The following is a 21,607-nucleotide window of genomic DNA, read 5'->3' as shown; positions in this document are numbered from 1 at the left end:
TTGGCGGACTTTTACTCTTAACCATTCATCTCATATCGGTGTCAGCAGATTCGTGGCAACTGCTCGCCGGAGAGCCAATCGACCACCCGGTTGCCACCGAACATGGTCTCCATCTGGACAAAGTGGTGTTCATCCTCGACCACCTCACCGATGATCCGGCTGTCACGCCCCAGGGGATCCTCCCGCATGACCGGCAACAACCGGTCGGCATCCTCGGCCGAACAGATACAGATCAGTTTGCCTTCATTGGCCACATAGAGGGGATCGAGCCCCAGCAATTCGCAGGCGGAAGTAACCGCCGCTTTCATGGGTATCTCCGCTTCCACCAGATGCATGCCGACAGCAGACTGCATGGCCAATTCGTTGAGCGTGGTGGCGAGACCGCCGCGGGTCGGATCCCGCAAGCAGTGGATATCCGGGACAGTCTCTACCATTTTTTGTACCAATCCGTGGAGTGCTGCCGAGTCGGATTCGATGGTAGTCTCGAACTCCAGATTCTCACGGCTCGACATGATCGCCACCCCATGATCACCGATGCTGCCGCTGACGATGATCTTGTCGCCGGGTTGGGCGCGATCTCCCGATATGTTGATACCCTCCGGTACCACGCCGATGCCGGTGGTGGTGATGAAAACGCCGTCACCCTTGCCCTTCTCCACCACCTTGGTATCGCCGGTGACCACCGGTACGCCGGCCTCGCCGGCAGCGCTTCCCATACTGGCGACGATCCGATCCAGGTCGGCCAGGGGAAAACCCTCTTCCAGGATAAATCCTGCCGACAGATAGAGTGGCCGCGCACCGGACATGGCGACATCATTCAGCGTACCGTGTACCGCCAATGAACCGATATCGCCACCGGGGAAAAAGAGCGGTGAGATGACATGGCCATCCACGCTCATGACCATGCTTCCTGCAGAGACATCGAAGGCTGCCTGGTCGTTGCCTTGCCTCAGCAGCTCATTATCGAAGTGTTTGAGAAACAGCTCTTCGATCAGCTGTGCCATGGCCCGACCGCCGCTGCCATGCGTCATATCGATCCTGGCACCGCGTGTGTCGAGGCGAAGGGGAAAGCGTTTTACCACAGCATTCATCGTACCACTCCGTATTAAGTCTGTATAAATGCGGTCCGCAAATGAACGCTAATAAACGCAAATTCATTGGTAATATATTTATGTTCGTTAAGGTTCATTGGCGATCTCATTCCTAATAATTCCTATTAGTTCCCATGCTTTTGCGTGGGAACCAGGAACCCCGGGCGGTGCGGCAAGCCGCACCCTACATCTCTTTTTAAACATTTGCGTTTATTCGCGGACTGATAACGCCTAATGGCATATTCAACATCATGCGCTCTTTTTATTGGATTGACGGAAACGGCCGTAACTCCAATAGGCGGCGCAGGCACCCTCGGATGAGACCATGCAGGAACCCATGGGGTTGTCCGGGGTACAGACCGTACCGAACAATTTGCAGTCGGTGGGTCGCTTGGCACCGCGCAGGATCGCCGGACATTCACAACCCTTGACATCCTTAGCCTGGGAGACGGGTATGGAGAAGCGCCGCTCAGCATCGAGCGAGGCATAGTCCTGTTTGATCTTCAGGGCGCTGTAGGGTACTTGACCCAATCCCCGCCACTCGAAACTTCTGCGCAGCTCGAATGTCTCTGCTACCAGTTGCTGGGCCTTGCAGTTGCCCTCGCGACTGACCACTCTTGTGTATTCGTTCTCCACCACATAACGTCCTTCGTTAAGCTGGCGGATCAGCATCAGGGCCGATTGCATGACATCCAGCGGCTCGAAGCCGGCGATCACCACCGGACGCTGGAACTCCTGGGCAAAATACTCGTAGGGCCGGCTGCCGATGATGGAGCTGACATGGGAGGGCCCGAAGAAGCCGTGGATGGAGACCGATCCCAACTCCCGCACTTCGGGGGATTCGAGGATGTTCTGGATGGCCGCGGGGGTCAGCACATGATTACAGAACAGGCTGAAGTTGCTCAGACCCTCCGCCTTTGCCTGACGCAGCGCCACCGCGCTGGGAGGCGTGGTGGTCTCGAAGCCGATGGCGAAGAAGACCACCTCCCGGTCCGGATTCTCACGGGCGATTCTAAGTGCGTCCTGGGTGGAATAGACCATCCGCACATCACCCCCCGCCGCCTTGACCCGGATCAGGCTCTTACGCCCACTGGCCGGAACCCGCAGCAGATCGCCATAGGTACAGAGAATCACATCATGGGCCTCCACCAGATGGATGGCCTCATCGATACGGCCGATTGGCAGCACACAGACCGGACATCCCGGACCATGTACAAACCTCACATTGTCGGGCATCAGATCCTGCACACCATAACGAAAAATGGCATGGGTATGGCCACCGCAAAACTCCATCAGATGATATTCGCGCCCCCTGTCCGCCTCGTGGCGTATCGCATCCGCCAGCTGCCTGGCCAGTTTTTGCTGGCGGAATTCGTCAACATATTTCATGGCGTCACTCCCGCTTGAGCAAATAACCGGAGGGTCTTCTCGGCCTCCTCTTCGCTCACCTTGTTGAGTGCGTAGCCCACATGGATCAGCACAAAGTCATCCACTGAGACATCGTCGACCAGCGCCAGGGAGACCTCTTTCTTCACCTCACCCAACATCACGGTGGCGTTCTCGCCCAGCTCGTCGATGGCGACCACTTTTGCGGGTATAGCCAAGCACATGTTCGGTCACTCCTCAGTCATTTTGTCATTGCAAATAAAGCGTAATGGATGTTTTTTATCCTGCATCCTGCCGCAAATGAACGCGAATCACCGCAAATTTTCGCTAATTCTTGATCCTATATACTGTCATTACGATGTTACTGCGTCTCAACGACACCCAGATAATATTCGCGTTCATTTGCGGTGATTCGCGTCTATTTGCGGCTAGTCATCTAAGCCGGCACCGCCGGATTTCCGACCTGCGCCATCTGCCGGCTGGCGGCAATCCACTGATACCAGTTCTGCATCCCCTCACCGGTGGTGGCGGAAAGCTGCAATACCTTAATCTTGGGGTTGATGCGTTGGGCATACTCGATACAACGCTGCACATCGAAATCGAGATAGGGCAGCAGATCGATCTTGTTCAGCAACATCAGATCGGCGGCATGAAACATATCGGGATATTTGATCGGCTTGTCCTCACCCTCGGTCACGGAGAGAATCGCCACCTTATGCGCCTCACCCAGATCGAAGGCGGCCGGACAGACCAGGTTACCCACATTCTCGATAAACAGCAGACTCCCCTGATCCGGTTTCAGCGTCTCCAGGGCATGGCCTACCATGTGACCATCCAGGTGGCATCCTTTACCGGTATTGATCTGTAATGCCTTTGCCCCGGTAGCGCGTATCCGCTCCGCATCATTCGCTGTCTGTTGATCACCCTCGATAACACTGATGGCGTACTCCGCCCGCAGATCGCCGATGGTACGGGTCAATAGGGTCGTCTTGCCCGATCCCGGGCTTGAGACCAGATTGAGACTCAATATGCCGTGCTGCTGAAAGTAGTTCCGGTTGGTAGCGGCATACTGATTGTTCTTACTGAGTATGTCCTGCTCGATCTGCACCATTCTCGATTGAGAGAGTCCCGGCGCATGGGCATGGGCCGGTCCCTGACCGTAATCATGGGTATGCCCCTGACTTTCATTCTCATCATGATGATGGTGGTGGTGACCATGATCGTGTTGATGATCCTGACCCTCGATCTGTGTCTCACCTTCACCACAACCGCAAACCGTACACATAATAAACACCTCGAATAAAGAGTTTTGAGTTTTGAGTTCTTGGTTTTTAGTTAAGCGCACGCACCAAACCCTGCTACCTTCCAACTCAAAACTAAAAACTAAACACTAAAAACTAATAACTAAAAACTGGTAACTCTATGAGTTACTCGACTTCCAGCTCCTTGATCCGCATCTCGTCACCGCCGGTCACCTGCAACTGATAACTGCCGCACTCCGGACAGGCCTCATAGCGGGCCGCTACCTGAACCGGCTTACTGCACTGCATACACCAGGCCTCGCCAGGCAGATGGATTATCTCCAGTCGGGCACTGTCGGCAAGCGTGCCTTTCATCACCGCGTCGAAACCGAAACGCATTGCCTCGGGCTCCACACCCGATAGGGCACCGATCTCCAGCCAGACCCGCTTGACCATGCTGTATCCTTGCGTCACGGCTTGCTCCTCCAGCACCTGAAGCACACCCTCACACAGGGACATCTCGTGCATCAGACGATCTCAAGCCGATAACCGACACAGGGATCGACTGCGTTGATGAAAAGGTCGGCATGCCGTTTCAATGTATCGATCTCCCGTGCAGGGAGGCTCAGCAATCCTCTGGCGACCACCCCTCGGGGATGAAAATTCCACTCCGTGGGCGCCACTATCTGATATCCGGAAATCATACCCTTATCCAGTACGGCACGGTGTATCAACCGCCCGCGTGCCGCTTCCACCTGACCCAAGCCCTCATCCGCTCCCGATCCGGCCATCGGGGCGCCGCCATCAATGCGATCTTCGATCAATGCCTGCATCTGTCCGTTCAGCCTTGCCGGTATGGAAGCCAACTCCAATAACCGGGCCACCAGGCGTGTCATCAGGCCAAAGCCATACAGCTTCGTCAGTTGTCGCAACAGTGGATGGGGGGCCATTCGGGTCATTGGTGTCGTCTCGAAGACAGCGCCTTTCCACTCGGGGGCAGCAATAAATTGGTCGGCATCTTCCTCGGACAGACGCTGACATATCGCCTGCGGATCGATAGGGGGTAAAGGGTAGGAGCCACCATCCGCCAGTCGTGCCGATTGTTCGTCCCTTATCCGCCGCAACAGAGTTGATGTGGGTGTCGCTGTCTGTTCGAGCCAAACATCGAAATCCTCGATATCAGCATATGCATACCAGTCAGCAGGCGCTAGTGCAAAGACCGAATCGGCAGCTGTTTTCGCGATCTGTTCAATGACTGTGGAGAACCTTTCCTGATCCACCACCAGACGTGGCTGCAGTGTGAACAGGTCACTGTCATTGAAGCACGCATGTTTTGCCATCGGCAGCAGATTTGAGAGGGATGCGACCAAGGCGCGATCGACCGCTTTCTCGACAAAATTGGACCAGTCGATGAGGATACGCCATAAATGTTCCCGGGCGGTCTCCACCGTGACTAGCATACTCTCCGCCAACTCGATCCGGGCATTCCCATGTATACCCATCGCCTGGCGGCATGCCTGAGCCGCCGCCGATGCCTGGGCGGTGGCGCAAACACTGTAGAGCATGGGAAGCATGCTCAGCAGCTCCTTCACCGATTTACCTTCGAACAGATGGGTTAACTGCAATGGACGAGTCGAGCTAATGGCGACTTTTTCTATTCGCGCCTGCCGGCGATATAGCTTAATGTGGAGTTCACCCTCAACGTTCATGCATCTGCATCCAGGTTCTGTTTCGCCCCGCCGCGCAACAAATCACGACGACTCAGCGGTTGTTCCAGGCGCTGGCTGATCGTCGGTCTTTCCTCTTGCACTGAACCGTCTTGCCCGTCAACCGCCTGCTCATCGGGCTCACCCTTCCAGAATCGTTCGATTTCGCTTTCACGTGTTGAAATCGTATCACGATGCTCAACCCGCATAAGGGCATCCATTACAGCCTCTGCCGTGGCTACTGCCGTGGCCTGGTCGGCAAACTCGAAGACGGGTGAAAAGAGAGAACACATCTGGTAGCGGCCGATCCCCTCCTCTTCGCAAACAATAAACTCGTAGGGACCGGAGGGCATTTGGTAGAGTTGTTTATCGCCAACCTTCGTGGCTTTCCAGCTGTCCCCTTCCGGCGGCAACAACATCAGGTTCATGAACCAAGGGGTGACCAAGACACCGAGACAGAGGCCGTTCCATTCACGAAATCCCACTGCCTCCACGCGCAGGGCCGGATTGAGCAACGGTAATCCTTCCATGCGTTCCTGCTGAATCTGCCGAAACTGTTTCTCCAGGCCTTGAATGAGATAGTCGGGACAGATCACGATGTATCCCTCACTACCATGAAGTCGCGTTTGTTGCCGTCGCAATTCGGACAACTCCAGTGTGGGGGCAACTGAGAGAAAGGTGTCCCGGGTGGTATTTGCCAATAGGTATCGCCCTCGGCGGGATCGTAGATATACCAACAGATCTTGCACTCCAACCGGCTGTCATCATGGAGCTTTTGGGCATTTCCACCGTAGGAACCGGCAAAGAAGGCATCGCTCACCGGTAGGCCTCCATAATCTCATTCAGGCGCCGGGCACTCTCCTGAATGTCTTCGTTGGCGGCGGCAGCGACTGCCGGCACGTCACCGATCTCCAGGGTATTGAGAATGTTTTTATCCTGAGAGTTGAAATATTGCACCCACCAGACATTTTGCACTGCTGTGCTGGTGATGCGGCAGTTGCCGTAACCACGAGAGAGTATGGTGAGCGATCCCTCGCCCAAACGCTCAATCAGGAATGCCAGATCCTGTTCTGTCTGTGGCAACAACGTAAGATTTATGACATGACTCTCCTTACCGGGTCGATACTCAGAGACCTTGTCATTGATCTCAGCAAGCAGCGGGGGCGCATTCAAGACCCCCTCGGGTATCGACTTGAGTTGGCTATCGGCCCGATGCGCTGCCTGACTGAAGACATGGCGTCGACACAATCTGGGTACCCGCGCCACTTCAATCGTGTCTACGGTGGTTTCTTCCTGCTGATTGTAATATCTGATGCGCCAGATTCCCGCCATAACCGATTCCTGTATTCTGGCGCTGGTATCGGCACTCCGGTAGACCATGCTCACCTCGCCCTCACCGAGAACCTGATCGACCAGACTGCTGTTCTCCCTGTCCAGGTGTGTGATATCGACAACCTCAGGCTTGATGTCCCTCACTTTTGCCTGGTGTTGCAATACCTCATCCAGCTCGGTCAATGCCGCCATGCCGCTATCGAGATCCTGCACCTGATCGGGTTCCGGCATCTCAGGCATGGAGAAGGTAGACATCTCATCGGGGAGTTGCAGGATGTCGAGTGACGCCCCATCATTTTCCGCCGGCTGCGAACCCGGACCAGTGACACTCACAGGTATGTCGATTTCATTCATGGTGAATGTCACTCCAGTTAATGGCAATGCCCAACGGCACTAACGACAGGAATTCTGAAACCCGGTGTGGCAGAGGGTTGGGTGTTCAGCAGGCGTTCGATCTCAGTGAGGTAGACATCCCAGTCCTGCATGCGGGAAATCGCACCGACATAAGCACCCTCACGCAACATTACCAACGCAGGCCAGCTATCGAAGGGAAAGCGTGCATGCAATTGATGTTCACTGTCACGTTCGACGATGGCCACCTGAAAACGGTCACCGAATGTCTCCATCAGCAACGGCAACACCACTGCCACATCATTGCTTTCGGGAAACTGTACCGGATTCTCGGTGAAGAAGAGCAGACACTGTTTATGCGCTTTGACAAAATCCCCAAGCGAACGCTCATTAATCGTGGCGATACCTTTTTGCTCGATGAGGTCATTGATCAGCGGTGACGGCATAGTTCTCTCCTGCTATTTATCCAACCGAAGATGTTCCGGCAGTTGCGGTTCGCGATTCACCAGATCATCAAACAGATATTCAATCTCTGTTTCACCCTGGATGGCCAGCTCAAGAGCCTGTAATGCCTGTTTTATCTCCCTTGCCCTGGCCGGACTCAACACCTCGCGGGCGGTATCGAGAAATACCAATAACCAGGTACCAACCTGCTGCTCACCTACCAGCAAGGTATCCACCCTGCGCTGTTCACCCAACCCCTCACATACCGCTTGACCCGGTAGTGTGGAGAGGACCCGCATCGGTATACCGATACACATCACAGATCCACCTTGCTACGGTATTTATCGAGATGCGCATCCACATCCACATGAATGGCGTCCCGTTCAAGCCGAACAGGACGATAGGCCAGATCAAATTGCGATGATGTCAGAACCCTTGCATCACCGACCCGGCAGGCATGCTGTGCCGAGGGTCGTTCATTCTCATAGCGCCGGATGTCGGAAATCGCACCCTGTAAACCTATGTCCGGTGATAATGGTGTTTCTCGTCGTTGGGCCTCGACGCCGAATCCCTGAAGATAGTCCAGAACCATTGCGATCGCTGGTTCTATCTGAGCGCGTACAGGTTCCCGTAAACTGCCGCCGTAGTCCTCCAGTTCAACAGGCTGTACACCTATCAGGAGAAGATGCCTGGGATAATCACCGAGCATCTCCGCCATGGCGAGCACCTCTTGAAACCCGGTCTGATGCAGGCTCACCTTCTTGGCGCCCATAAATTTGGGTACCTCACCATCCTCCACTCGCTTGAGGCTGCCGCCGGGCAGACCGTAGTCCACCGCATCGAAGACCACCAGTATCTCCGCCTCGCGGATATGATGAACCAGATAGATACCTTGGGTGCCCCCGTCCAGGAGACGGACATTGTCAGAAAATCGATAATGACGCTGAAGTGATTCCAATGCACGGACACCGAAGCCCTCATCGGCCCAGAGCAGGTTTCCTATACCGAGGATCAGCACATTGGGAGGATTGGACATTTCAGACTCCAACAGGGATCAGTGAAACCACTATCTGCAAACCACGCGCCAAACTCATCCGCATGGATTACCTATTGTTTTCGTTGAGAATTTACCGGATGTGGGGGGTAATATAGCCTATAGCAATGGATAATTGCTTATCAGTTTAGATGATTTTTGAAATATAACTATCCAATCTTCAGGTGCAGCAAACTGAAGTTAGTGTATATTTACACAAAATAATTGAGGGTAATCTGCCAATCCGCCCCTCGATAGGTAAGCAGCTTTACACATCGCATACACCCGTTCGGTGTTTAGAATTCGACTGCGCCGGATAGATAACCCCGGGACCATTACAGAATTTCACGGGAATTTAAGGTGATTTCTTTCAGAATGTCCCATAATTTGGCAGAGTTGTTGATGTATTTAAACAAGTTTGTGGAAAGAGCATCGGTTAACAGGGCGTATTGGATTAGTGTTAACAGGCCCTAGCACAAAAAATCATGCAATAGAGAGAACAATATGCCGATCGTTACATGGAGCGAAGAATTCAGTGCCAACGTCAGAATAATAGACGACCAACATCAGGAAATGCTCAATATTGTTAATAGCCTCCACACCTCTGTGGAAAAGTGTGCTGATAAAGAGACTCTGCAAAAACTGCTGGTTGAGCTGTATGAACACACAAAAACTCACTTCTCCACCGAAGATGAGTTGATGAAAAAGCATAACTATCCGGGGTATGAGCAGCATCTACACGAGCACCATGTATTACTGCAGCATCTGAATAATCTGGTTGAGGGTGTCACTGGCGGAAAAAGCCCGACCTTTCGCTCTGATTACGATGTCTCATCCGACTGGGTGCTTATCCACATTTTTAAAAGCGATAAAGAACTCGGCACCTTTCTCAATGCACAAGGCGTCTACTGAATACAGCGGATGGTTTCACGACTGGACGATCACTCATTATGACCCGGAACATCAGCTTGAAACCAAAATATACATTTGGCATATCGGCGGCTTTTGAATCCGATCCGGGATCAAACGGAAACTAAAAAGGCGGGAGAGCAACGCTCCCCCGCCCCATCTTCTACGCAAGACCGAAGTTATCGTACTTTCACATACAGATTGATTTCGAATCCAAATCGCATGTTTTGAAACATCGGTTTTGACCATTTTTGCATCGTTGTTCTCACTCCTATCTGCTTTTTGAGGTTTATGAAAGTGTCACCCTGAATACCACCAGAGGCAACAATGATCGACTTTCAAGATACATACCAACAAAACTCCTGCAACATCCAACCATAATTTCTACAGTGATTTACCTATAAATGCCTAAATTACAGATATATAAATCTTGGGTTATCGCCTGATCCATAAACACCGTCAAAGCAACACCCACCTAAGATGTGCAGTTTCTGAACAGAAACGCGTGAAATCTGTACACTCAGGAAATCAATATCGATTTTTCTGCCGTTGCGAGCATATCCAACAGTAGTCGTTCGGATGGCGCGTCTGGCACAACAGTTCACTGTCTTGACGAACCCATGCCCGCAGGTGGCTCCATCTGCCTAGGTACCCCTTTGGTATCGAGAGAGAGTATCCACTCTATCAGCTTGACACCATCCTCTCTTTTCAAGGCCACATTCGGTGGCATATAGAGCATATTGACGTTTTGCCATATTTTTTGGTTACCCTGGGTGCCCTGCAGTATTGATTCCAGCAATCTGTCCTTATTGCCCGGTCGATCCTGGTAGTGCGCGGCCACCTCCCTGAATGATGGTGCGAGTGGAATAACACGCGACACATTGACAGGATCCATTCGATGACAGATCGTACAACCGCTTACGGTGGAGAGAGTAAGCATTCTGTCGTGATGCATAAGCCTCTTCGCCATCTGTGGATCAATATCCAGCTTAAGTATCCAGTGAACAAGCGAGGATGCATCTTCTCGTGAGACATTCACATTCGGCGGCATGAACCGCATCCCGATCTCACCCTCCCATACCTGATCCTGATAGACCGTGCCATGCAGCACCCGATCCAGTAAACGGCTGAAAGCATCTTTGTCACCTCGGTAGCGTAACGCGATCTCCTGATAACTCGGCGCGAGCGGCAGTTCATCGCTAGCTGCGTCAGGCGCTATCTTGTGACAGATAAAACAACCTGAAGCATTGGCCAGAGCCAACATTTGCTGATCCTTTGCATGCGCGGCAGAAAGCGGAAAAATCACTACGACCGCAAATAGTGTGGCTAAAGAGAACTTCAACCTTGCCATTGTTAGAATCTCCCCTGGTTGGTATGACACCGATATTTAATGAATTTGAATGAGTTAAGTAATAGCAACATTTGTGCCTGCTCTCTATAGTCATCGACATACAAGGCATCGGCTGAAAAGCCAACATCGGCAATACATCCATATCTAACGAGGCCTCACAACGACGATTGTTCAAAAAATGTCGACAATGCTCAATATATGAACACCTTTATCAGCCACACCCATGTGACAATTGATGATGAGTGACATGGGTGCAATGGAGGGAAATGGCACGGAGCATGCTTTTCATCTATACAACATGAAGCAGGATTCGATTCAACAGCGGGTACCTTGAAGTGCGACATGCCAAAACACCCTATACCTTAGTTTTACAATGGCTACTGTTATTCGGCATCTTGTCGTTCATCAGTTGGTTGTTTTGGGATCAAGGTCTGCTGCAATCCGCTTTACTGTCAGATCCCAGCCACATCACACTGATCATCCTGCTGTTGTTTGTGCTGGCGACCACTCACTGCGCTACAAGGGCACTGTTTTTATCGCATGAAAACAGTGCACTCGACCAGATCATTCAGTTCACAACCGCGAATCCACCCGGCCCGGGCAGTAATCGTTGGTGGATAGAAAACAAGCTACCCGTAAAGGATTCCCTCTCCGGTCAGTTTATTGCCGGGATAGCCGCAATGCGCGGTTCGTTGCAAGTGCATCAACCAAACCAGGACAGCCACCTGCTGGCGCAGGTGATGGCAGAGCGTTTGAGAGGTCAGCACGAAGTTGGCTGGTTCATCTGCGGACTGCTCGTAAAACTCGGCCTGCTCGGTACTGTGATCGGATTTGTCATGATGCTGGCGCCAGTGGCTGAATTGAAATCATTTGACCTGTCCGACATACAGGGCCTTCTGCAACGGATGACGACCGGCATGGGGGTGGCTCTGAACACCACCCTAATGGGACTCAGCTGCAGCATGTTGCTCGGGATGCAGTACCTGATGCTGGATCGAGCCGCCGATCGCCTGGTGGCAGAGGCCGTAGAGTTCAGCGAAACACGCTTGCTCAAAGTGGCTGACAAGGAGCAGTGATTCAGTAGCGATGTTTCGCAACAGCCGTCAGTTCGATGCGGACCCATTCACCGATCTGCTGTTCAACGCACTGCTTGCATTCACCTTTCTTTTTCTTGTCGCCTTGATGTTTTTAAATCCGCCGGCCAAGACCGGCACCATCAATCCCAAGGCCGACTTTCTGATCTCGGTAACCTGGACCGATAACAGTCCGGACGATATCGACACCTGGGTTGAGGGGCCAAACGGTGACCTGGTCTGGTTCAAGAATCCCCAGGCCAGTCTTATGCACCTGGATAGAGACGACCGAGGCATGGCCAATGATACGCTGCTGATTGACGGTAAAACGATAATAAATCCCCTCAACCAGGAGATAGTGACCATACGCGGCCGTCCACCTGGGGAGTATGTCATCAATATTCACTACTACAACAGCAAATCCCTGCAACCTGTTCCGGTAACCGTCTATCTTGCTGAGGTCAATCCCGCGCTTAAAGTTTTGCACTACGCAACCCTGATACTTGAACGGGTTGGCGAAGAGAAGACGGCGATACGCTTCACTATCGGCACTGACGGTCAAGTCAGCAATATCAACACCCTTGAAAAATCGATTGTCCAGGTAGGTAAGATATGAGTGAATCGGTACTATTGCTACTGCTCGCTTACGTGGCATTGGCCGCGCTGGTGGCCGCGGCGCTGATTGCAAGCAGTTTCCACACCCTGATAAGACTGTTTATCGTTGTATTTGCAACGGTACTCTATTTCATCAGTTATCAGGCATGGCAATCAGTGCAGGGCTGGCCTGCATGGATTGAGGTTCCGGAACGGTTTCTGCTGCATGCATCGGTGGTTGATGAACCCGATAAAACGACAGGATCGCCCGGAACCATCACTATCTGGGCCACCGACCTCAGCAGTGGTGAGCCGGCGCATGATCCGCGTGCCTACAAGCTGGAGTACAGTAAGGCACTTCACGCCGATCTGGAAGAAGCGCTGCGCAATATGCGCAACGGCATTATTCAGCTTGGCAGAAGAGCCGCAGTTACCAAAAAACCGGGACAACCACTCGACTTCACCCGTATGGGTGAACAGCGGGAGAGGATTGAAATCTACTCCCTTCCCGATCCGGCGCTACCGGAAAAATGAGATACATCCCCGTTCTTGGCCTGTTCGTCCTGGCCCTTCAATCCTGCTCGAATCAATCGCTGGACAGCTCGAGCTATTTTCCCTTGCAGGAGGGACTGCAATGGGACTATCTGGTTACCACCAGCGTCGGGGACTCAATCCGACACTCCGATTTTTCCATCCGCATGGGAGAGCAGGAGCCGATCAACAGTCGGCCCCATGCAGTACGCATAACCAGTGACGGCACCCGCTATTATATCGCCGAGAACAGCGGCGGTATCTACCGCACCGCAAAACGCACCCTGACCGAAAGTAAACCTGCTATCGATAACTCACCCCACTGGGTTCTCAAATATCCGCTCAGGAACGGTACTCAATGGAGCAATCCCACATATCCGTTCGTACTGCGTCGCGTCTATCCCTATGAAGAGCGTCTGACCCGCGGAATGAATCTCAAGATGACCTTCCAGATCATGGGCGATGATGAAACCGTGGTGGTACCTGCCGGTCGTTTCGACAACTGCATCCGGGTTCAGGGCGAGGCAAATCTCACCCTCTACGCAGACGCCCGCAGCGGATACGAGGAGATACTGATCAACACCACCGAATGGTACGCACCCGGTGTTGGCCTGGTGAAGTTGCTACGGGAAGAGCCGTTGTCGAATGATGTGTTTGCCGGTGGCGAAGTGGTTTACGAATTGAGATCTCTACGGCGCTGAATCAAGGGCTGCTACAAAAAAAAAAAAAAAACGATTGCAGCATTAACCCTTGTCACCTGAAGTTTCCGGTTAAAAGATAGGCACCAGCTTGTGTCCCTGTGTCTGCCAGCCGATGAGCGAGATGAAGCCATCCCCCACCACATCCATTTCCGGCAGAATGGTAGCGTTGTCCACCTCGAAGACACGGTTGGCGACGGCGCAGACCTCCATTCGCACCCCTTTTGCCTTCAGGGCCTTGGCACTATCCGCAATGGAATCAAGCTGCTTGCCATATTCCATGGCTAGAACGTCGTCAGGTTCGGTTGAAAGATAACGCACCGTCTCACCGATGAAGACCAAAACCATGTTTGGCGTTACGCCCTGTCTCACCAGACCCTCGTGGGTACCGCGGATGATTTCGAGATAGAATGCGGTCTTGCGCGGATTGGTGAAGTCGATGAGAAAAACACTGCGGGTCTCCTTCACACCATTCAGTGCCGCCGCGTCATCGATCATATCCGCTGCGCTGGCTAAACCCATGCTGAACAGTAGGAGACCCATCAGCAAACCACTCCACCCTCTTTTTTGTACCGACTTATCTATCATCATATGCACCTGTGATTTGATCAAATTGAACTCTGACACCATTCAGCCACAGACTGGAGTCCACAAAAAATCAGTCAAGCTTTCTTGATTCCGGCTGTAGGGTCTGCAGCTGATGCAGCAGTACTGCATCGTCCCACTCCCGCTCGCCGACCGCCCGGTAGACGATTTCACCTCGCTGATTCAGCACCAAGGTCGTCGGCAGTCCCCGAACCTGCCAGCGCTGGCTGATCCGTCCCCGGTGATCCAGCAACACGGGAAAATCGATGGGGAAGTCATAGAGGAATTCCTTGACCGCCTCCGCATCGTCCCCCAGGTTGATCGCCAGCATGGCAATCCCTTTGGGCCTCAACGCTGTCCAGGCCCGGTTCATCGACGGCAGTTCACGACGGCAGGGCACACACCAGCTGGCCCAGAAATTAACTATCAACACCCTGCCCCTGTAATCAAGAAGTTGATGGTTTCTCCCTTCCAGATCCTGCAGGCGGAAAGTGGGCGCGGGTTGCGGCCTGACTGCAGCAAGCAGGCCCTCAGCGGCCGATGCCTTCAATGCAACTGACATGAATAATGCAAACAACAGGATCGACCAGGTTAAACCGGTCAGACTGTGCCCGAGGTAGCTGAAAGGACTCGTAACCTGTGCAGCTTGCCCACAGCCATCGACCGTCCAACCCGTATGGTCGAACCGGGACAGAGAATTGAATGAATGTTCATTTCTGTCAACCATTTCACCCAGCATTTTTCTGGCTTGGTGAATCATATCAGCCACTTTCAGCCAATAACCCTCGTACCAGATCGAGAATATGCTTCGGCGGCATACCGTAGGGCACTACTGCGGTGAGCTTTCCTTTGCCGTCAATCAGGTAGAGGTTGGCCGAATGGTCGATGCTATAGCCGCCATCCTCTCTTTCGTGCCTTTTGTAATTGACACGGTATTGCCGGGCCACCTGCGCCACTTCGTCCTCGCTCCCGGTCAGCCCGACCAACCCTTTATTGAAATAGTGGACATAGTCCCGCATCACTTCGGGGGAGTCGCGCCCGGGATCGAGGGATACAAACAACCCCTGCACCCGATCCCCCTGATCATCCAGCTCATTGAGTACCGCAGCCACATTCGCCAGCTCGGTGGGGCAGATATCGGGGCAGTAGGTGTAGCCGAAAAAGAGTAGTACCAGCTTGCCCTGAAGCTGACGCAGTTCAAAGGGATTGTTGTTATGATCGGTCAGGCTGAATTCGCCACCCAGCTCCTCGGTATTGGCCCAGGTCACCGTGATCGAGAGTGCGCTGAAGATCAGTAGAAACAGCACGTGCTTAGCGGGTACCACCATTCAGCGCACCTCTACATCCGTTCCATGCACCCAGCTTGGGTCACCCTTTCCCACATCACCTACAGGCGCGGCAAAGGCATCGGCCACCAGGGTGTCCACATTGCCGCCGGTGAGGGATTGCATAAAGGTGACCAGATCCTGTTTCTCAGATTCATTTAATCCCAACGGCCTGATCAAGGGATCGAGCAACTCGTTTGCGACGCCCCCGTTGTCGTAAAACTCAACGACTTCACGCAGGGTACTGAAGGAACCGTTATGCATGTATGGTGCCGTGAGCGCTACGTTGCGCAGACTGGGTGTCTTGTACTTCCAGCGGTCGTTGGGATTTTGCGTCACCTCATAGAGGCCCACGTCAGTGGGGGCCGGTTCGCCCACCTGCTCGATGACAGATCGATCGATCTGCAGGGTCACTCCCGGCGCCACCGTCACCGGCTGCGTCTCGGGCACTATACCCATCGACTCCCTGTAACCTATGCCGGTGTTGTGCAATGCGTTGTCACTGAAAAGGGCATGTTTGTCGCCTATGTGGTGGCAAGCCACGCATCCTGCCTTGCCGACAAACAGCTCAAAACCCCGCTGCGCTGAAGCGGGGAGTGCCTGTTTATCGTCCCCATAGTACCAATGATCGAAGGGTGAGCTACCGGAAACAAGGGCGCGTTCATAACTGGCGATGGCCATGCCGAGCGTCTCCATACTCACTCCCCTGCCATCGAAAGCAGCCTCGAAGCTACCCTCATAGTCGTCGATCTTGCGGATCTTCTCCAGAACATAGCCGATCGATGGATTGGCCATCTCGTTCCTGGCCAGCAACGGGCCCCAGACCTGTTGTTCCAGCGTCTGCTCGCGCCCATCGTGAAACAGCAGGGCCGCATAGGCCGAATTGTAGATGGTAGGCGAGTTGCGCCGCACGCTGCGCCCCTCTATGCCCACCGCCATGGCCAGTTCGTTGCTGGTGAATCCCTGCTCAGGGACATGGCACATGGCACAAGAGAAGGTGTCGTTGAGCGAGAGCCTGCGGTCATAGAAGAGCTTTCTGCCGAGCTCGATCTTTTCCCGGCTGATGGGATTGTTTCCGGGCACCGGCACCGGGGGCAGCCCCAGAGGTGGCTTCTCGATAAACGATATCAGATCTGCCGCCTGACCCTGTCTCAACTCCAGATCGAGAGATCGAGTAACATAGCTCTCCTGTTCGTACCCCTGCTTATCATCCCCCGGTTTGGATAATTTTGAAGACTCAGGAAGGCTGAGGGCAGCCTTCAACAACCGACCCTGATTCTGTGCCTGCATCAGCAGTGTCTTCACATCGTTGATGATCAGATCGTGATGGAGAAAATCGACACTGTAGATATTGCGTATACGCTTTTGCGGATCGATGAGAAAGACCCGCAGCACATGGCTGTAGCCCACACTGGCCTTTCCGCTGCTGTCGACCTCCCGCTGAATCACCTGATTGTAGGATTGCAGTATGGGTTGCAGTGCCTGATGCGAAGCGGTTGTGATGAACTGCCACTCCCCCGCACTCCCGGCATAACGGAAATTGTTGGCATAGAGTTTCATCACCTCCGGCGTGTCGACTTCAGGATCGAAACTCAGACTGATCAGCTTCAGTCTGTCGGCCAACTCCGCATCCCGCTTCATCGCCGATTTGATCTTATAGAAGACATGGGAAGAGAGCGGGCATCCGTTAACGTCGCTGCAAGTACTGTAGATAAACGCCAGTAGGGCATAACGATCATTGAAGAGGTCGTGGAGACTCTGCTGTTTCCCGTCACCGTTGAGCACAGTACCATTCCCTGCCTCACCCAGAGCCGGCAGGGAATAACTGCCGATCGCCGGCAGCGTGTAACCCAACTCACCATAGCCCGGCGCCGAATCGGATAACAGATCAGCCGACGCCGACGAAATCAGGACGGCGGCAAGCCATATGGATCGTAAAAGTACATTATGCATAGGTATTCTCAGGCAGCGGCAACCCCGGCAGAGGTCTGACGTCCGACAGGGTTGCCTTCCCGCGGATGCCTGTTAGGCATCCGGGATTGCCTATATCATTTACTGATGGGCTCCAGGCTGGCCACGGAGACCTCCCTCTCCTCAGGCCTGACTGCGCCGTAGAGGGAGTAAGCGCCGAAACGCATCTGGTGGGCGCGGCCGAGTTTCTCCTTATTGAAGTCGATAGCGAACTTCTCCACCAGCTTGCTGCCGTCCCAGACATAGCTTTTGAAGAATTGTTCATTATCCTCGCCCTTCTTATCCCAGTTGGCCAACAGCGAAGAGGTGTAATAGATACGGGTACTGTCCCAGCTGGAGGAGGCCATATTGACCTGGCGGCCGATCTTCTTCTCGTAGACCTGTTTGGGATTGTGCGGATCGGTCATGTCGAAGAGCCGTGTCTTGCCGTCCATGAAGGTGTTGACCCAGAGCCGGCTGTCGTCGGAACTGATGGAGATATCCACCGGCAACGGCACCTTGGAAGGATCACCGATATCGGCCACGGCCTTGGCCTGCCACTCGCCGTTCTCATCCTCATAGATCAGGTGCAGCTTGGAGGTGAGTGCCGTGGAGGTGACACACCAGTTATGGTTCGGCTGCCAGGCACAACGGATCTCCAGCGGCGCACCGGGTACGTCGAAGACCTTTTTCGGTTTCTTGCTGTGCAGGTTCCACAAGACTACGGTGTTACCGAAGCGTTTCATCGCTTCCTTGTCCTGCAGCATCTTACCGAAGTCCATCATGTAGTTGGACCAGCCTGTGAACGAGGAGGTGAGCATGATGTTACGCCGCGGCAATACGCGCACATCATAGTTGTAACCGTCGGCGTATTTGCCGGTCTTCTCCGCGCCACGCAGGTTCTGATCCGTGGGCATCCAGTGGGTTGCCACATACTCACCCTCGTTGGTGTATTCAACCAGGGCGGTGCGGCCGCCGTGATCCTTGTTGTTGGAAAGACCGGTGATCATGATACGTCCCGGCAGGGCATAGGTGGTATGGGGACCGACCACGCCGCCACTCTTCTCCACAAAATCGGTTATGACCTTATGCAGCTTGGGCTTGGCCGGATCGCTGTGCACATCGAATATGAAGAGTTTATTGGTATCGAGACCGCCTGCCCAGAGATAGTGCCGGTCATCGGTGAAGCCGGAGTGATGGGCCTCGTTGCGACCACCCACCGACAGGCTGTGGACCACCTTGCCGTAGTTGGATGATTTCGGATTGACGTCAATGGTCACCAGCTTGTCCTGTCCGTCGCCCAATCCCTCGATGCCAAGGGTCCAGACATAGACGAAATCCTCCTGGCCGACAATCTTGGCCATGTAGGGTGACTGGCATGTTTCATCGGCTTGCAGGGGCAGAACCGCACCGAATAGGGTGGTCCCGAGAGCCAGGGCGGATGCCAAGGCAATGGATTTGGCGGGCTTTTTATTGAATGGCCTCATAATTTCAACCTCCGTTGGTATTAATTATTACTGCTATCGTGCGTTACCTCAGCCCTCCTCCTGCAGTTGGCCTAAAATGACCGTGCGCTACTCTGCACAGTCTGGAAATACTACTCATTACGCTTATTTGCCGATGATCCTCCGGCATGAAAACCGTCTTCACTCTCCCTAGTCCCGCTGCGCTACAGCAGGCAGTGAGGTACGCGGCTAAAAGGAAAAATAGAATGAATATTCATTCTTGTCAAATTTTTTACTATGCTGGGTATAATTGCCGACAAAATATACCGATAGGAACCCACATGCCGCATCTTAAAAAAATCACCCCGGCCAACGCCCCTGTGGACTGCCGTATTTTGAGCACAGCCCTCGACCTCTTTGTCGAAAGGGGCTTTCACAACGTCTCGATACACGACATCCAGAAACAGGCCAACGTCAGTATCGGCTCTATCTACAACCATTTCGGCGGTAAAGAGGGCGTTGCCAAGGCGCTCTTCTACCATCTGATCAGGGAGATGGAGGAGTTGGTGGAGGATGTCATCGCTGAGGATCTGAGTTTTCGGGAGAGCTGCAACCGTATCATCTACCTGCTCTTTGAATACACCGAAACAAAACGCAATATCGTCTCCTACGTACTACATGCCAAACACCATGAGTTCCTGCCCGATGAACCCCCGATCTGCAGCTCCACCCCTTTCAAGACAATGCGGGACATCGTGCAGAAGGGGATAGAGTCGGGCGAGATCCGGCGAGGTGATCCTTGGGTCGTCGCCTCCAACATCTTCGGCGGCGCCATCCGCTTGATCCATCTGCGTCTTGACGGTGTGCTTAAGGAACCTCTGCCCAATCTGTATGACGAACTGATCGACTGTATGTGGCACGGCATGATGCCGACCTCGGTGAGCGAGATAGTGGCAATAAGACCTACGGGTTGTGCCTGAAATTCACCACTCGTCATAGCTCGTGATTCATTTGGCATAATCGCCCCCACTCACGCGCCGCGATTTGCGCTTTTTTTAAGGCAACAGGACCAATAGGATTAGTGTTTACAGGCCCTAGGAATTACCCGTCATTTTTCACTCAATTTGAAAGGGACCGGAACGCCGGGGACGAGTTTCAATCCCGCCTCATGCCATCCGTCACTGCCTTCCGGATACCAATAGAGATTTCGATAGCCCAGGGCATCTGCCCGCTTTACGGCGTTCCAGGACATCCAACAGTCGACCACACAATAGAAGACCAGCGCTCTATCCCTGTCACCCAGGGTGAGGCGTTCAAGGTTGTTTTGCATATAGGCATGCATGCGTGAATCGAGATAGCCATATCCCACATTCGGCAACCAGGTACTTCCCGGTATATGCCATCTCTGCCTGCTCGGTAGCCAGGCGATACCGAACTCCTCCGTCTCCGGACGCAGGGTGATTGCCTGGACATCCAGTAACAACGGATTCTGCCGACGTATCAATTCGACAAGCAACCGGGTATCGAGGCGTTTTCCGGCGGGCGGCACCTCGGGCAGAGGTGCGCGATAACGGGCAATGCGGTAACCGTCCGGTGAAAAGAGCGGACTATCGGTCGCAAGCGTGACGGCAGGCTGTAACGAAAGAATGGCGCATAGGATTGTCTCGGCAAAGGTGCGCATTCTCATGCCGGGTCACTCTTGCACCACCCTGCCCCGCTCCAGCACCTTCGCCTCAATCTCCGGAAACAGATGGACGACCGAGCGTTGATACTCCTCGTGAAAGACGGCCAGTTCCTTAATCGATGGGGGTGCATCAGGTTGCAGTACTTCGGCCATGCTCATCCCCTGTTCCGCAGCCTTGTTCAGACGGGTTGTCAACCATTGCAGGTAATTTCGCGTCTGTGCGATTGCCCCGGCATCCGTGACTACACTGCCGTGTCCAGGCACCAGCAGCTTGAAATCAAGCCCGGCTATCGTATCAAGTGCCTGTAACCATTGTCCCACATCGGCATGGGGCGTGGTGGGTGTACGCCCATGAAAGACAACATCCGCGGCAAACAACACCCCGGTCGCATGATCGAGAATCACCAGGTCGGCATGGGAGTGACCAGCAAGCTCAATCAATTCAAGACGGTGGCCTCCGATCTCTACAAAACCAGGTTTAACGATTTCGGTCGGTACCACAACCCGGGTACCCGCCATCCAGGCGCCCGCCAGACGGTACATACTGTCGTTGAACAGTTCACCCTGTTCACGGATACCCTCAACGGTACCCGCCAGGGCGGCTATGGGGACATCCTCGAAGGCCTGATTACCGAGGATATGATCCGGGTGCAGGTGGGTATTGAAGAGCTTCAAAATCGGTCGATCCGTAATCCTGCCAATGGCTGCGCGCAACTGTTCACCATAGAAGCGGGATGGCCCGCTATCGATCACGATCACGCCATCGTCCGTTACGATAAAACCGACATTGACGATATTACCCCCGTTACTGAAATTGAAATGTTCATTTACACCCAGCAGCACGTAGGTACCGGGTGCGATCTCAAGTGGTTTCAAGC

General features: G+C 53.5%; 27 protein-coding genes. 6 read left to right on the top strand and 21 right to left on the bottom strand.

Going from position 1 to position 21,607, the window contains the following annotated elements; translation table 11 throughout:
• Positions 1–41: 41 nt before the first annotated feature.
• The 12 genes from hypE to CODIS_RS01245 all read right to left on the bottom strand — a co-directional run bounded on the left by hypE (position 42) and on the right by CODIS_RS01245 (position 8,587).
• Complete coding sequence (gene hypE / locus CODIS_RS01300; RefSeq protein ID WP_069120808.1) at positions 42–1,091, bottom strand: hydrogenase expression/formation protein HypE; 1,050 nt, start codon at positions 1,089–1,091, stop codon at positions 42–44.
• Between the two features lie 249 nt (positions 1,092–1,340).
• Complete coding sequence (gene hypD / locus CODIS_RS01295) at positions 1,341–2,480, bottom strand: hydrogenase formation protein HypD (RefSeq protein ID WP_069120804.1); 1,140 nt, start codon at positions 2,478–2,480, stop codon at positions 1,341–1,343.
• A complete protein-coding gene (locus tag CODIS_RS01290; protein WP_069120801.1) occupies positions 2,477–2,701 on the bottom strand; it encodes a HypC/HybG/HupF family hydrogenase formation chaperone in 225 nt (74 codons plus the stop codon). The genes hypD and CODIS_RS01290 overlap by 4 nt, the downstream gene beginning before the upstream one ends.
• Before the next feature lie 212 nt (positions 2,702–2,913).
• Positions 2,914–3,762 (bottom strand): hydrogenase nickel incorporation protein HypB, encoded by an 849-nt coding sequence (gene hypB / locus CODIS_RS01285; protein WP_069120799.1) that lies wholly within the window; start codon positions 3,760–3,762, stop codon positions 2,914–2,916.
• A 142-nt stretch (positions 3,763–3,904) separates the two neighbouring features.
• Entirely contained in the window at positions 3,905–4,246 is a 342-nt protein-coding gene (gene hypA, locus CODIS_RS01280; protein WP_069120796.1) for a hydrogenase maturation nickel metallochaperone HypA, read from the bottom strand.
• Entirely contained in the window at positions 4,246–5,427 is a 1,182-nt protein-coding gene (locus tag CODIS_RS01275) for a nickel-dependent hydrogenase large subunit (protein WP_069120792.1), read from the bottom strand. The genes hypA and CODIS_RS01275 overlap by 1 nt, the downstream gene beginning before the upstream one ends.
• Entirely contained in the window at positions 5,424–6,065 is a 642-nt protein-coding gene (gene hybE, locus CODIS_RS01270; protein ID WP_154722963.1) for a [NiFe]-hydrogenase assembly chaperone HybE, read from the bottom strand. The genes CODIS_RS01275 and hybE overlap by 4 nt, the downstream gene beginning before the upstream one ends.
• Complete coding sequence (locus CODIS_RS01265) at positions 6,017–6,244, bottom strand: rubredoxin (RefSeq protein WP_069120786.1); 228 nt, start codon at positions 6,242–6,244, stop codon at positions 6,017–6,019. The genes hybE and CODIS_RS01265 overlap by 49 nt, the downstream gene beginning before the upstream one ends.
• Complete coding sequence (locus CODIS_RS01260) at positions 6,241–7,110, bottom strand: hydrogenase expression/formation protein (RefSeq protein WP_069120784.1); 870 nt, start codon at positions 7,108–7,110, stop codon at positions 6,241–6,243. The genes CODIS_RS01265 and CODIS_RS01260 overlap by 4 nt, the downstream gene beginning before the upstream one ends.
• Positions 7,111–7,127: 17 nt before the next feature.
• Positions 7,128–7,553: a thioredoxin domain-containing protein gene (locus CODIS_RS01255; RefSeq protein ID WP_069120781.1), complete on the bottom strand. Its 426-nt coding sequence runs from the start codon at positions 7,551–7,553 to the stop codon at positions 7,128–7,130.
• A 12-nt stretch (positions 7,554–7,565) separates the two neighbouring features.
• The gene (locus CODIS_RS01250; protein WP_069120777.1) at positions 7,566–7,868 is read right to left on the bottom strand and encodes a HypC/HybG/HupF family hydrogenase formation chaperone; all 303 of its coding nucleotides are present in this window, start codon (positions 7,866–7,868) and stop codon (positions 7,566–7,568) included.
• A complete protein-coding gene (locus CODIS_RS01245) occupies positions 7,868–8,587 on the bottom strand; it encodes a HyaD/HybD family hydrogenase maturation endopeptidase (protein ID WP_069120775.1) in 720 nt (239 codons plus the stop codon). Before CODIS_RS01245 ends, CODIS_RS01250 begins: the two co-directional genes overlap by 1 nt.
• A gap of 501 nt (positions 8,588–9,088) precedes the next feature.
• Here CODIS_RS01245 and CODIS_RS01240 point away from each other — a divergent pair.
• On the top strand, positions 9,089–9,496 hold the full coding sequence (locus tag CODIS_RS01240; RefSeq protein ID WP_069120769.1) for a bacteriohemerythrin: 408 nt from the start codon (positions 9,089–9,091) through the stop codon (positions 9,494–9,496).
• A 176-nt stretch (positions 9,497–9,672) separates the two neighbouring features.
• Here CODIS_RS01240 and pqqA read toward each other — a convergent pair whose 3' ends face one another.
• Both pqqA and CODIS_RS01235 read right to left on the bottom strand, forming a co-directional pair.
• Positions 9,673–9,750 (bottom strand): pyrroloquinoline quinone precursor peptide PqqA, encoded by a 78-nt coding sequence (gene pqqA, locus CODIS_RS21660; protein WP_154722968.1) that lies wholly within the window; start codon positions 9,748–9,750, stop codon positions 9,673–9,675.
• 344 nt (positions 9,751–10,094) lie between these two features.
• Positions 10,095–10,844, bottom strand: a complete 750-nt coding sequence (locus CODIS_RS01235; RefSeq protein WP_069120765.1) for a c-type cytochrome — start codon at positions 10,842–10,844, stop codon at positions 10,095–10,097.
• A 335-nt stretch (positions 10,845–11,179) separates the two neighbouring features.
• Between CODIS_RS01235 and CODIS_RS01230 the strand changes: the two genes are divergently transcribed.
• The 4 genes from CODIS_RS01230 to CODIS_RS01215 are packed head-to-tail and all read left to right on the top strand — an operon-like array spanning position 11,180 to position 13,743.
• A complete protein-coding gene (locus tag CODIS_RS01230) occupies positions 11,180–11,920 on the top strand; it encodes a MotA/TolQ/ExbB proton channel family protein (protein WP_069120762.1) in 741 nt (246 codons plus the stop codon).
• Between the two features lie 10 nt (positions 11,921–11,930).
• A complete protein-coding gene (locus CODIS_RS01225) occupies positions 11,931–12,533 on the top strand; it encodes a hypothetical protein (RefSeq protein ID WP_069120759.1) in 603 nt (200 codons plus the stop codon).
• Complete coding sequence (locus CODIS_RS01220; RefSeq protein WP_069120756.1) at positions 12,530–13,045, top strand: hypothetical protein; 516 nt, start codon at positions 12,530–12,532, stop codon at positions 13,043–13,045. Before CODIS_RS01225 ends, CODIS_RS01220 begins: the two co-directional genes overlap by 4 nt.
• The gene (locus CODIS_RS01215; RefSeq protein WP_069120752.1) at positions 13,042–13,743 is read left to right on the top strand and encodes a hypothetical protein; all 702 of its coding nucleotides are present in this window, start codon (positions 13,042–13,044) and stop codon (positions 13,741–13,743) included. The genes CODIS_RS01220 and CODIS_RS01215 overlap by 4 nt, the downstream gene beginning before the upstream one ends.
• A gap of 69 nt (positions 13,744–13,812) precedes the next feature.
• Here CODIS_RS01215 and CODIS_RS01210 read toward each other — a convergent pair whose 3' ends face one another.
• The 5 genes from CODIS_RS01210 to mtoX form a co-directional block, all read right to left on the bottom strand.
• On the bottom strand, positions 13,813–14,283 hold the full coding sequence (locus CODIS_RS01210; protein WP_154722962.1) for a DsrE family protein: 471 nt from the start codon (positions 14,281–14,283) through the stop codon (positions 13,813–13,815).
• Between the two features lie 115 nt (positions 14,284–14,398).
• Positions 14,399–15,085, bottom strand: a complete 687-nt coding sequence (locus CODIS_RS01205; RefSeq protein WP_083220478.1) for a TlpA family protein disulfide reductase — start codon at positions 15,083–15,085, stop codon at positions 14,399–14,401.
• 1 nt (position 15,086) lies between these two features.
• Positions 15,087–15,653 carry an SCO family protein gene (locus CODIS_RS01200; protein ID WP_069120749.1) on the bottom strand — a complete coding sequence of 189 codons (567 nt, stop codon included), beginning with the start codon at positions 15,651–15,653 and terminating at the stop codon, positions 15,087–15,089.
• The gene (locus CODIS_RS01195; RefSeq protein WP_069120747.1) at positions 15,654–17,603 is read right to left on the bottom strand and encodes a cytochrome c peroxidase; all 1,950 of its coding nucleotides are present in this window, start codon (positions 17,601–17,603) and stop codon (positions 15,654–15,656) included.
• 95 nt (positions 17,604–17,698) lie between these two features.
• On the bottom strand, positions 17,699–19,087 hold the full coding sequence (gene mtoX / locus CODIS_RS01190) for a methanethiol oxidase (protein WP_069120745.1): 1,389 nt from the start codon (positions 19,085–19,087) through the stop codon (positions 17,699–17,701).
• A gap of 299 nt (positions 19,088–19,386) precedes the next feature.
• Between mtoX and CODIS_RS01185 the strand changes: the two genes are divergently transcribed.
• Positions 19,387–20,025: a TetR/AcrR family transcriptional regulator gene (locus CODIS_RS01185; RefSeq protein WP_069120744.1), complete on the top strand. Its 639-nt coding sequence runs from the start codon at positions 19,387–19,389 to the stop codon at positions 20,023–20,025.
• 128 nt (positions 20,026–20,153) lie between these two features.
• Here CODIS_RS01185 and CODIS_RS01180 read toward each other — a convergent pair whose 3' ends face one another.
• Together CODIS_RS01180 and CODIS_RS01175 are read right to left on the bottom strand one after the other, a co-directional pair.
• Positions 20,154–20,732 carry a rhodanese-like domain-containing protein gene (locus CODIS_RS01180; protein ID WP_235615098.1) on the bottom strand — a complete coding sequence of 193 codons (579 nt, stop codon included), beginning with the start codon at positions 20,730–20,732 and terminating at the stop codon, positions 20,154–20,156.
• Between the two features lie 6 nt (positions 20,733–20,738).
• The gene (locus CODIS_RS01175) at positions 20,739–21,605 is read right to left on the bottom strand and encodes a quinoprotein relay system zinc metallohydrolase 1 (protein ID WP_235615097.1); all 867 of its coding nucleotides are present in this window, start codon (positions 21,603–21,605) and stop codon (positions 20,739–20,741) included.
• Between the last annotated feature and the right edge of the window lie 2 nt (positions 21,606–21,607).

The organism is Candidatus Thiodiazotropha endolucinida (genome assembly GCF_001715975.1).
GTDB classification, from domain to species: Bacteria; Pseudomonadota; Gammaproteobacteria; order Chromatiales; family Chromatiaceae; genus Thiodiazotropha; species Thiodiazotropha endolucinida.
The sequence above is the reverse complement of the archived record's forward strand: the minus strand, read 5'-3'. Positions and strand labels throughout refer to the sequence as shown.

Excerpts from the sequence above, each read along its gene's own strand:
- CODIS_RS01260 (WP_069120784.1), bottom strand. The coding sequence starts at position 7,110 with ATGAATGAAATCGACATACCTGTGAGTGTCACTGGTCCGGGTTCGCAG.
- CODIS_RS01205 (WP_083220478.1), bottom strand. The coding sequence starts at position 15,085 with ATGATTCACCAAGCCAGAAAAATGCTGGGTGAAATGGTTGACAGAAAT.
- CODIS_RS01235 (WP_069120765.1), bottom strand. The coding sequence starts at position 10,844 with ATGGCAAGGTTGAAGTTCTCTTTAGCCACACTATTTGCGGTCGTAGTG.
- CODIS_RS01255 (WP_069120781.1), bottom strand. The coding sequence starts at position 7,553 with ATGCCGTCACCGCTGATCAATGACCTCATCGAGCAAAAAGGTATCGCC.
- hypE (WP_069120808.1), bottom strand. The coding sequence starts at position 1,091 with ATGAATGCTGTGGTAAAACGCTTTCCCCTTCGCCTCGACACACGCGGT.
- hypB (WP_069120799.1), bottom strand. The coding sequence starts at position 3,762 with ATGTGTACGGTTTGCGGTTGTGGTGAAGGTGAGACACAGATCGAGGGT.
- hypD (WP_069120804.1), bottom strand. The coding sequence starts at position 2,480 with ATGAAATATGTTGACGAATTCCGCCAGCAAAAACTGGCCAGGCAGCTG.
- CODIS_RS01275 (WP_069120792.1), bottom strand. The coding sequence starts at position 5,427 with ATGAACGTTGAGGGTGAACTCCACATTAAGCTATATCGCCGGCAGGCG.
- pqqA (WP_154722968.1), bottom strand. The coding sequence starts at position 9,750 with ATGCAAAAATGGTCAAAACCGATGTTTCAAAACATGCGATTTGGATTC.
- CODIS_RS01185 (WP_069120744.1), top strand. The coding sequence starts at position 19,387 with ATGCCGCATCTTAAAAAAATCACCCCGGCCAACGCCCCTGTGGACTGC.
- CODIS_RS01290 (WP_069120801.1), bottom strand. The coding sequence starts at position 2,701 with ATGTGCTTGGCTATACCCGCAAAAGTGGTCGCCATCGACGAGCTGGGC.
- CODIS_RS01220 (WP_069120756.1), top strand. The coding sequence starts at position 12,530 with ATGAGTGAATCGGTACTATTGCTACTGCTCGCTTACGTGGCATTGGCC.
- CODIS_RS01180 (WP_235615098.1), bottom strand. The coding sequence starts at position 20,732 with ATGAGAATGCGCACCTTTGCCGAGACAATCCTATGCGCCATTCTTTCG.
- CODIS_RS01215 (WP_069120752.1), top strand. The coding sequence starts at position 13,042 with ATGAGATACATCCCCGTTCTTGGCCTGTTCGTCCTGGCCCTTCAATCC.
- hypA (WP_069120796.1), bottom strand. The coding sequence starts at position 4,246 with ATGCACGAGATGTCCCTGTGTGAGGGTGTGCTTCAGGTGCTGGAGGAG.
- mtoX (WP_069120745.1), bottom strand. The coding sequence starts at position 19,087 with ATGAGGCCATTCAATAAAAAGCCCGCCAAATCCATTGCCTTGGCATCC.
- CODIS_RS01225 (WP_069120759.1), top strand. The coding sequence starts at position 11,931 with ATGTTTCGCAACAGCCGTCAGTTCGATGCGGACCCATTCACCGATCTG.
- CODIS_RS01240 (WP_069120769.1), top strand. The coding sequence starts at position 9,089 with ATGCCGATCGTTACATGGAGCGAAGAATTCAGTGCCAACGTCAGAATA.
- CODIS_RS01245 (WP_069120775.1), bottom strand. The coding sequence starts at position 8,587 with ATGTCCAATCCTCCCAATGTGCTGATCCTCGGTATAGGAAACCTGCTC.
- CODIS_RS01210 (WP_154722962.1), bottom strand. The coding sequence starts at position 14,283 with ATGGGTCTCCTACTGTTCAGCATGGGTTTAGCCAGCGCAGCGGATATG.
- CODIS_RS01250 (WP_069120777.1), bottom strand. The coding sequence starts at position 7,868 with ATGTGTATCGGTATACCGATGCGGGTCCTCTCCACACTACCGGGTCAA.
- CODIS_RS01195 (WP_069120747.1), bottom strand. The coding sequence starts at position 17,603 with ATGCATAATGTACTTTTACGATCCATATGGCTTGCCGCCGTCCTGATT.
- CODIS_RS01200 (WP_069120749.1), bottom strand. The coding sequence starts at position 15,653 with ATGGTGGTACCCGCTAAGCACGTGCTGTTTCTACTGATCTTCAGCGCA.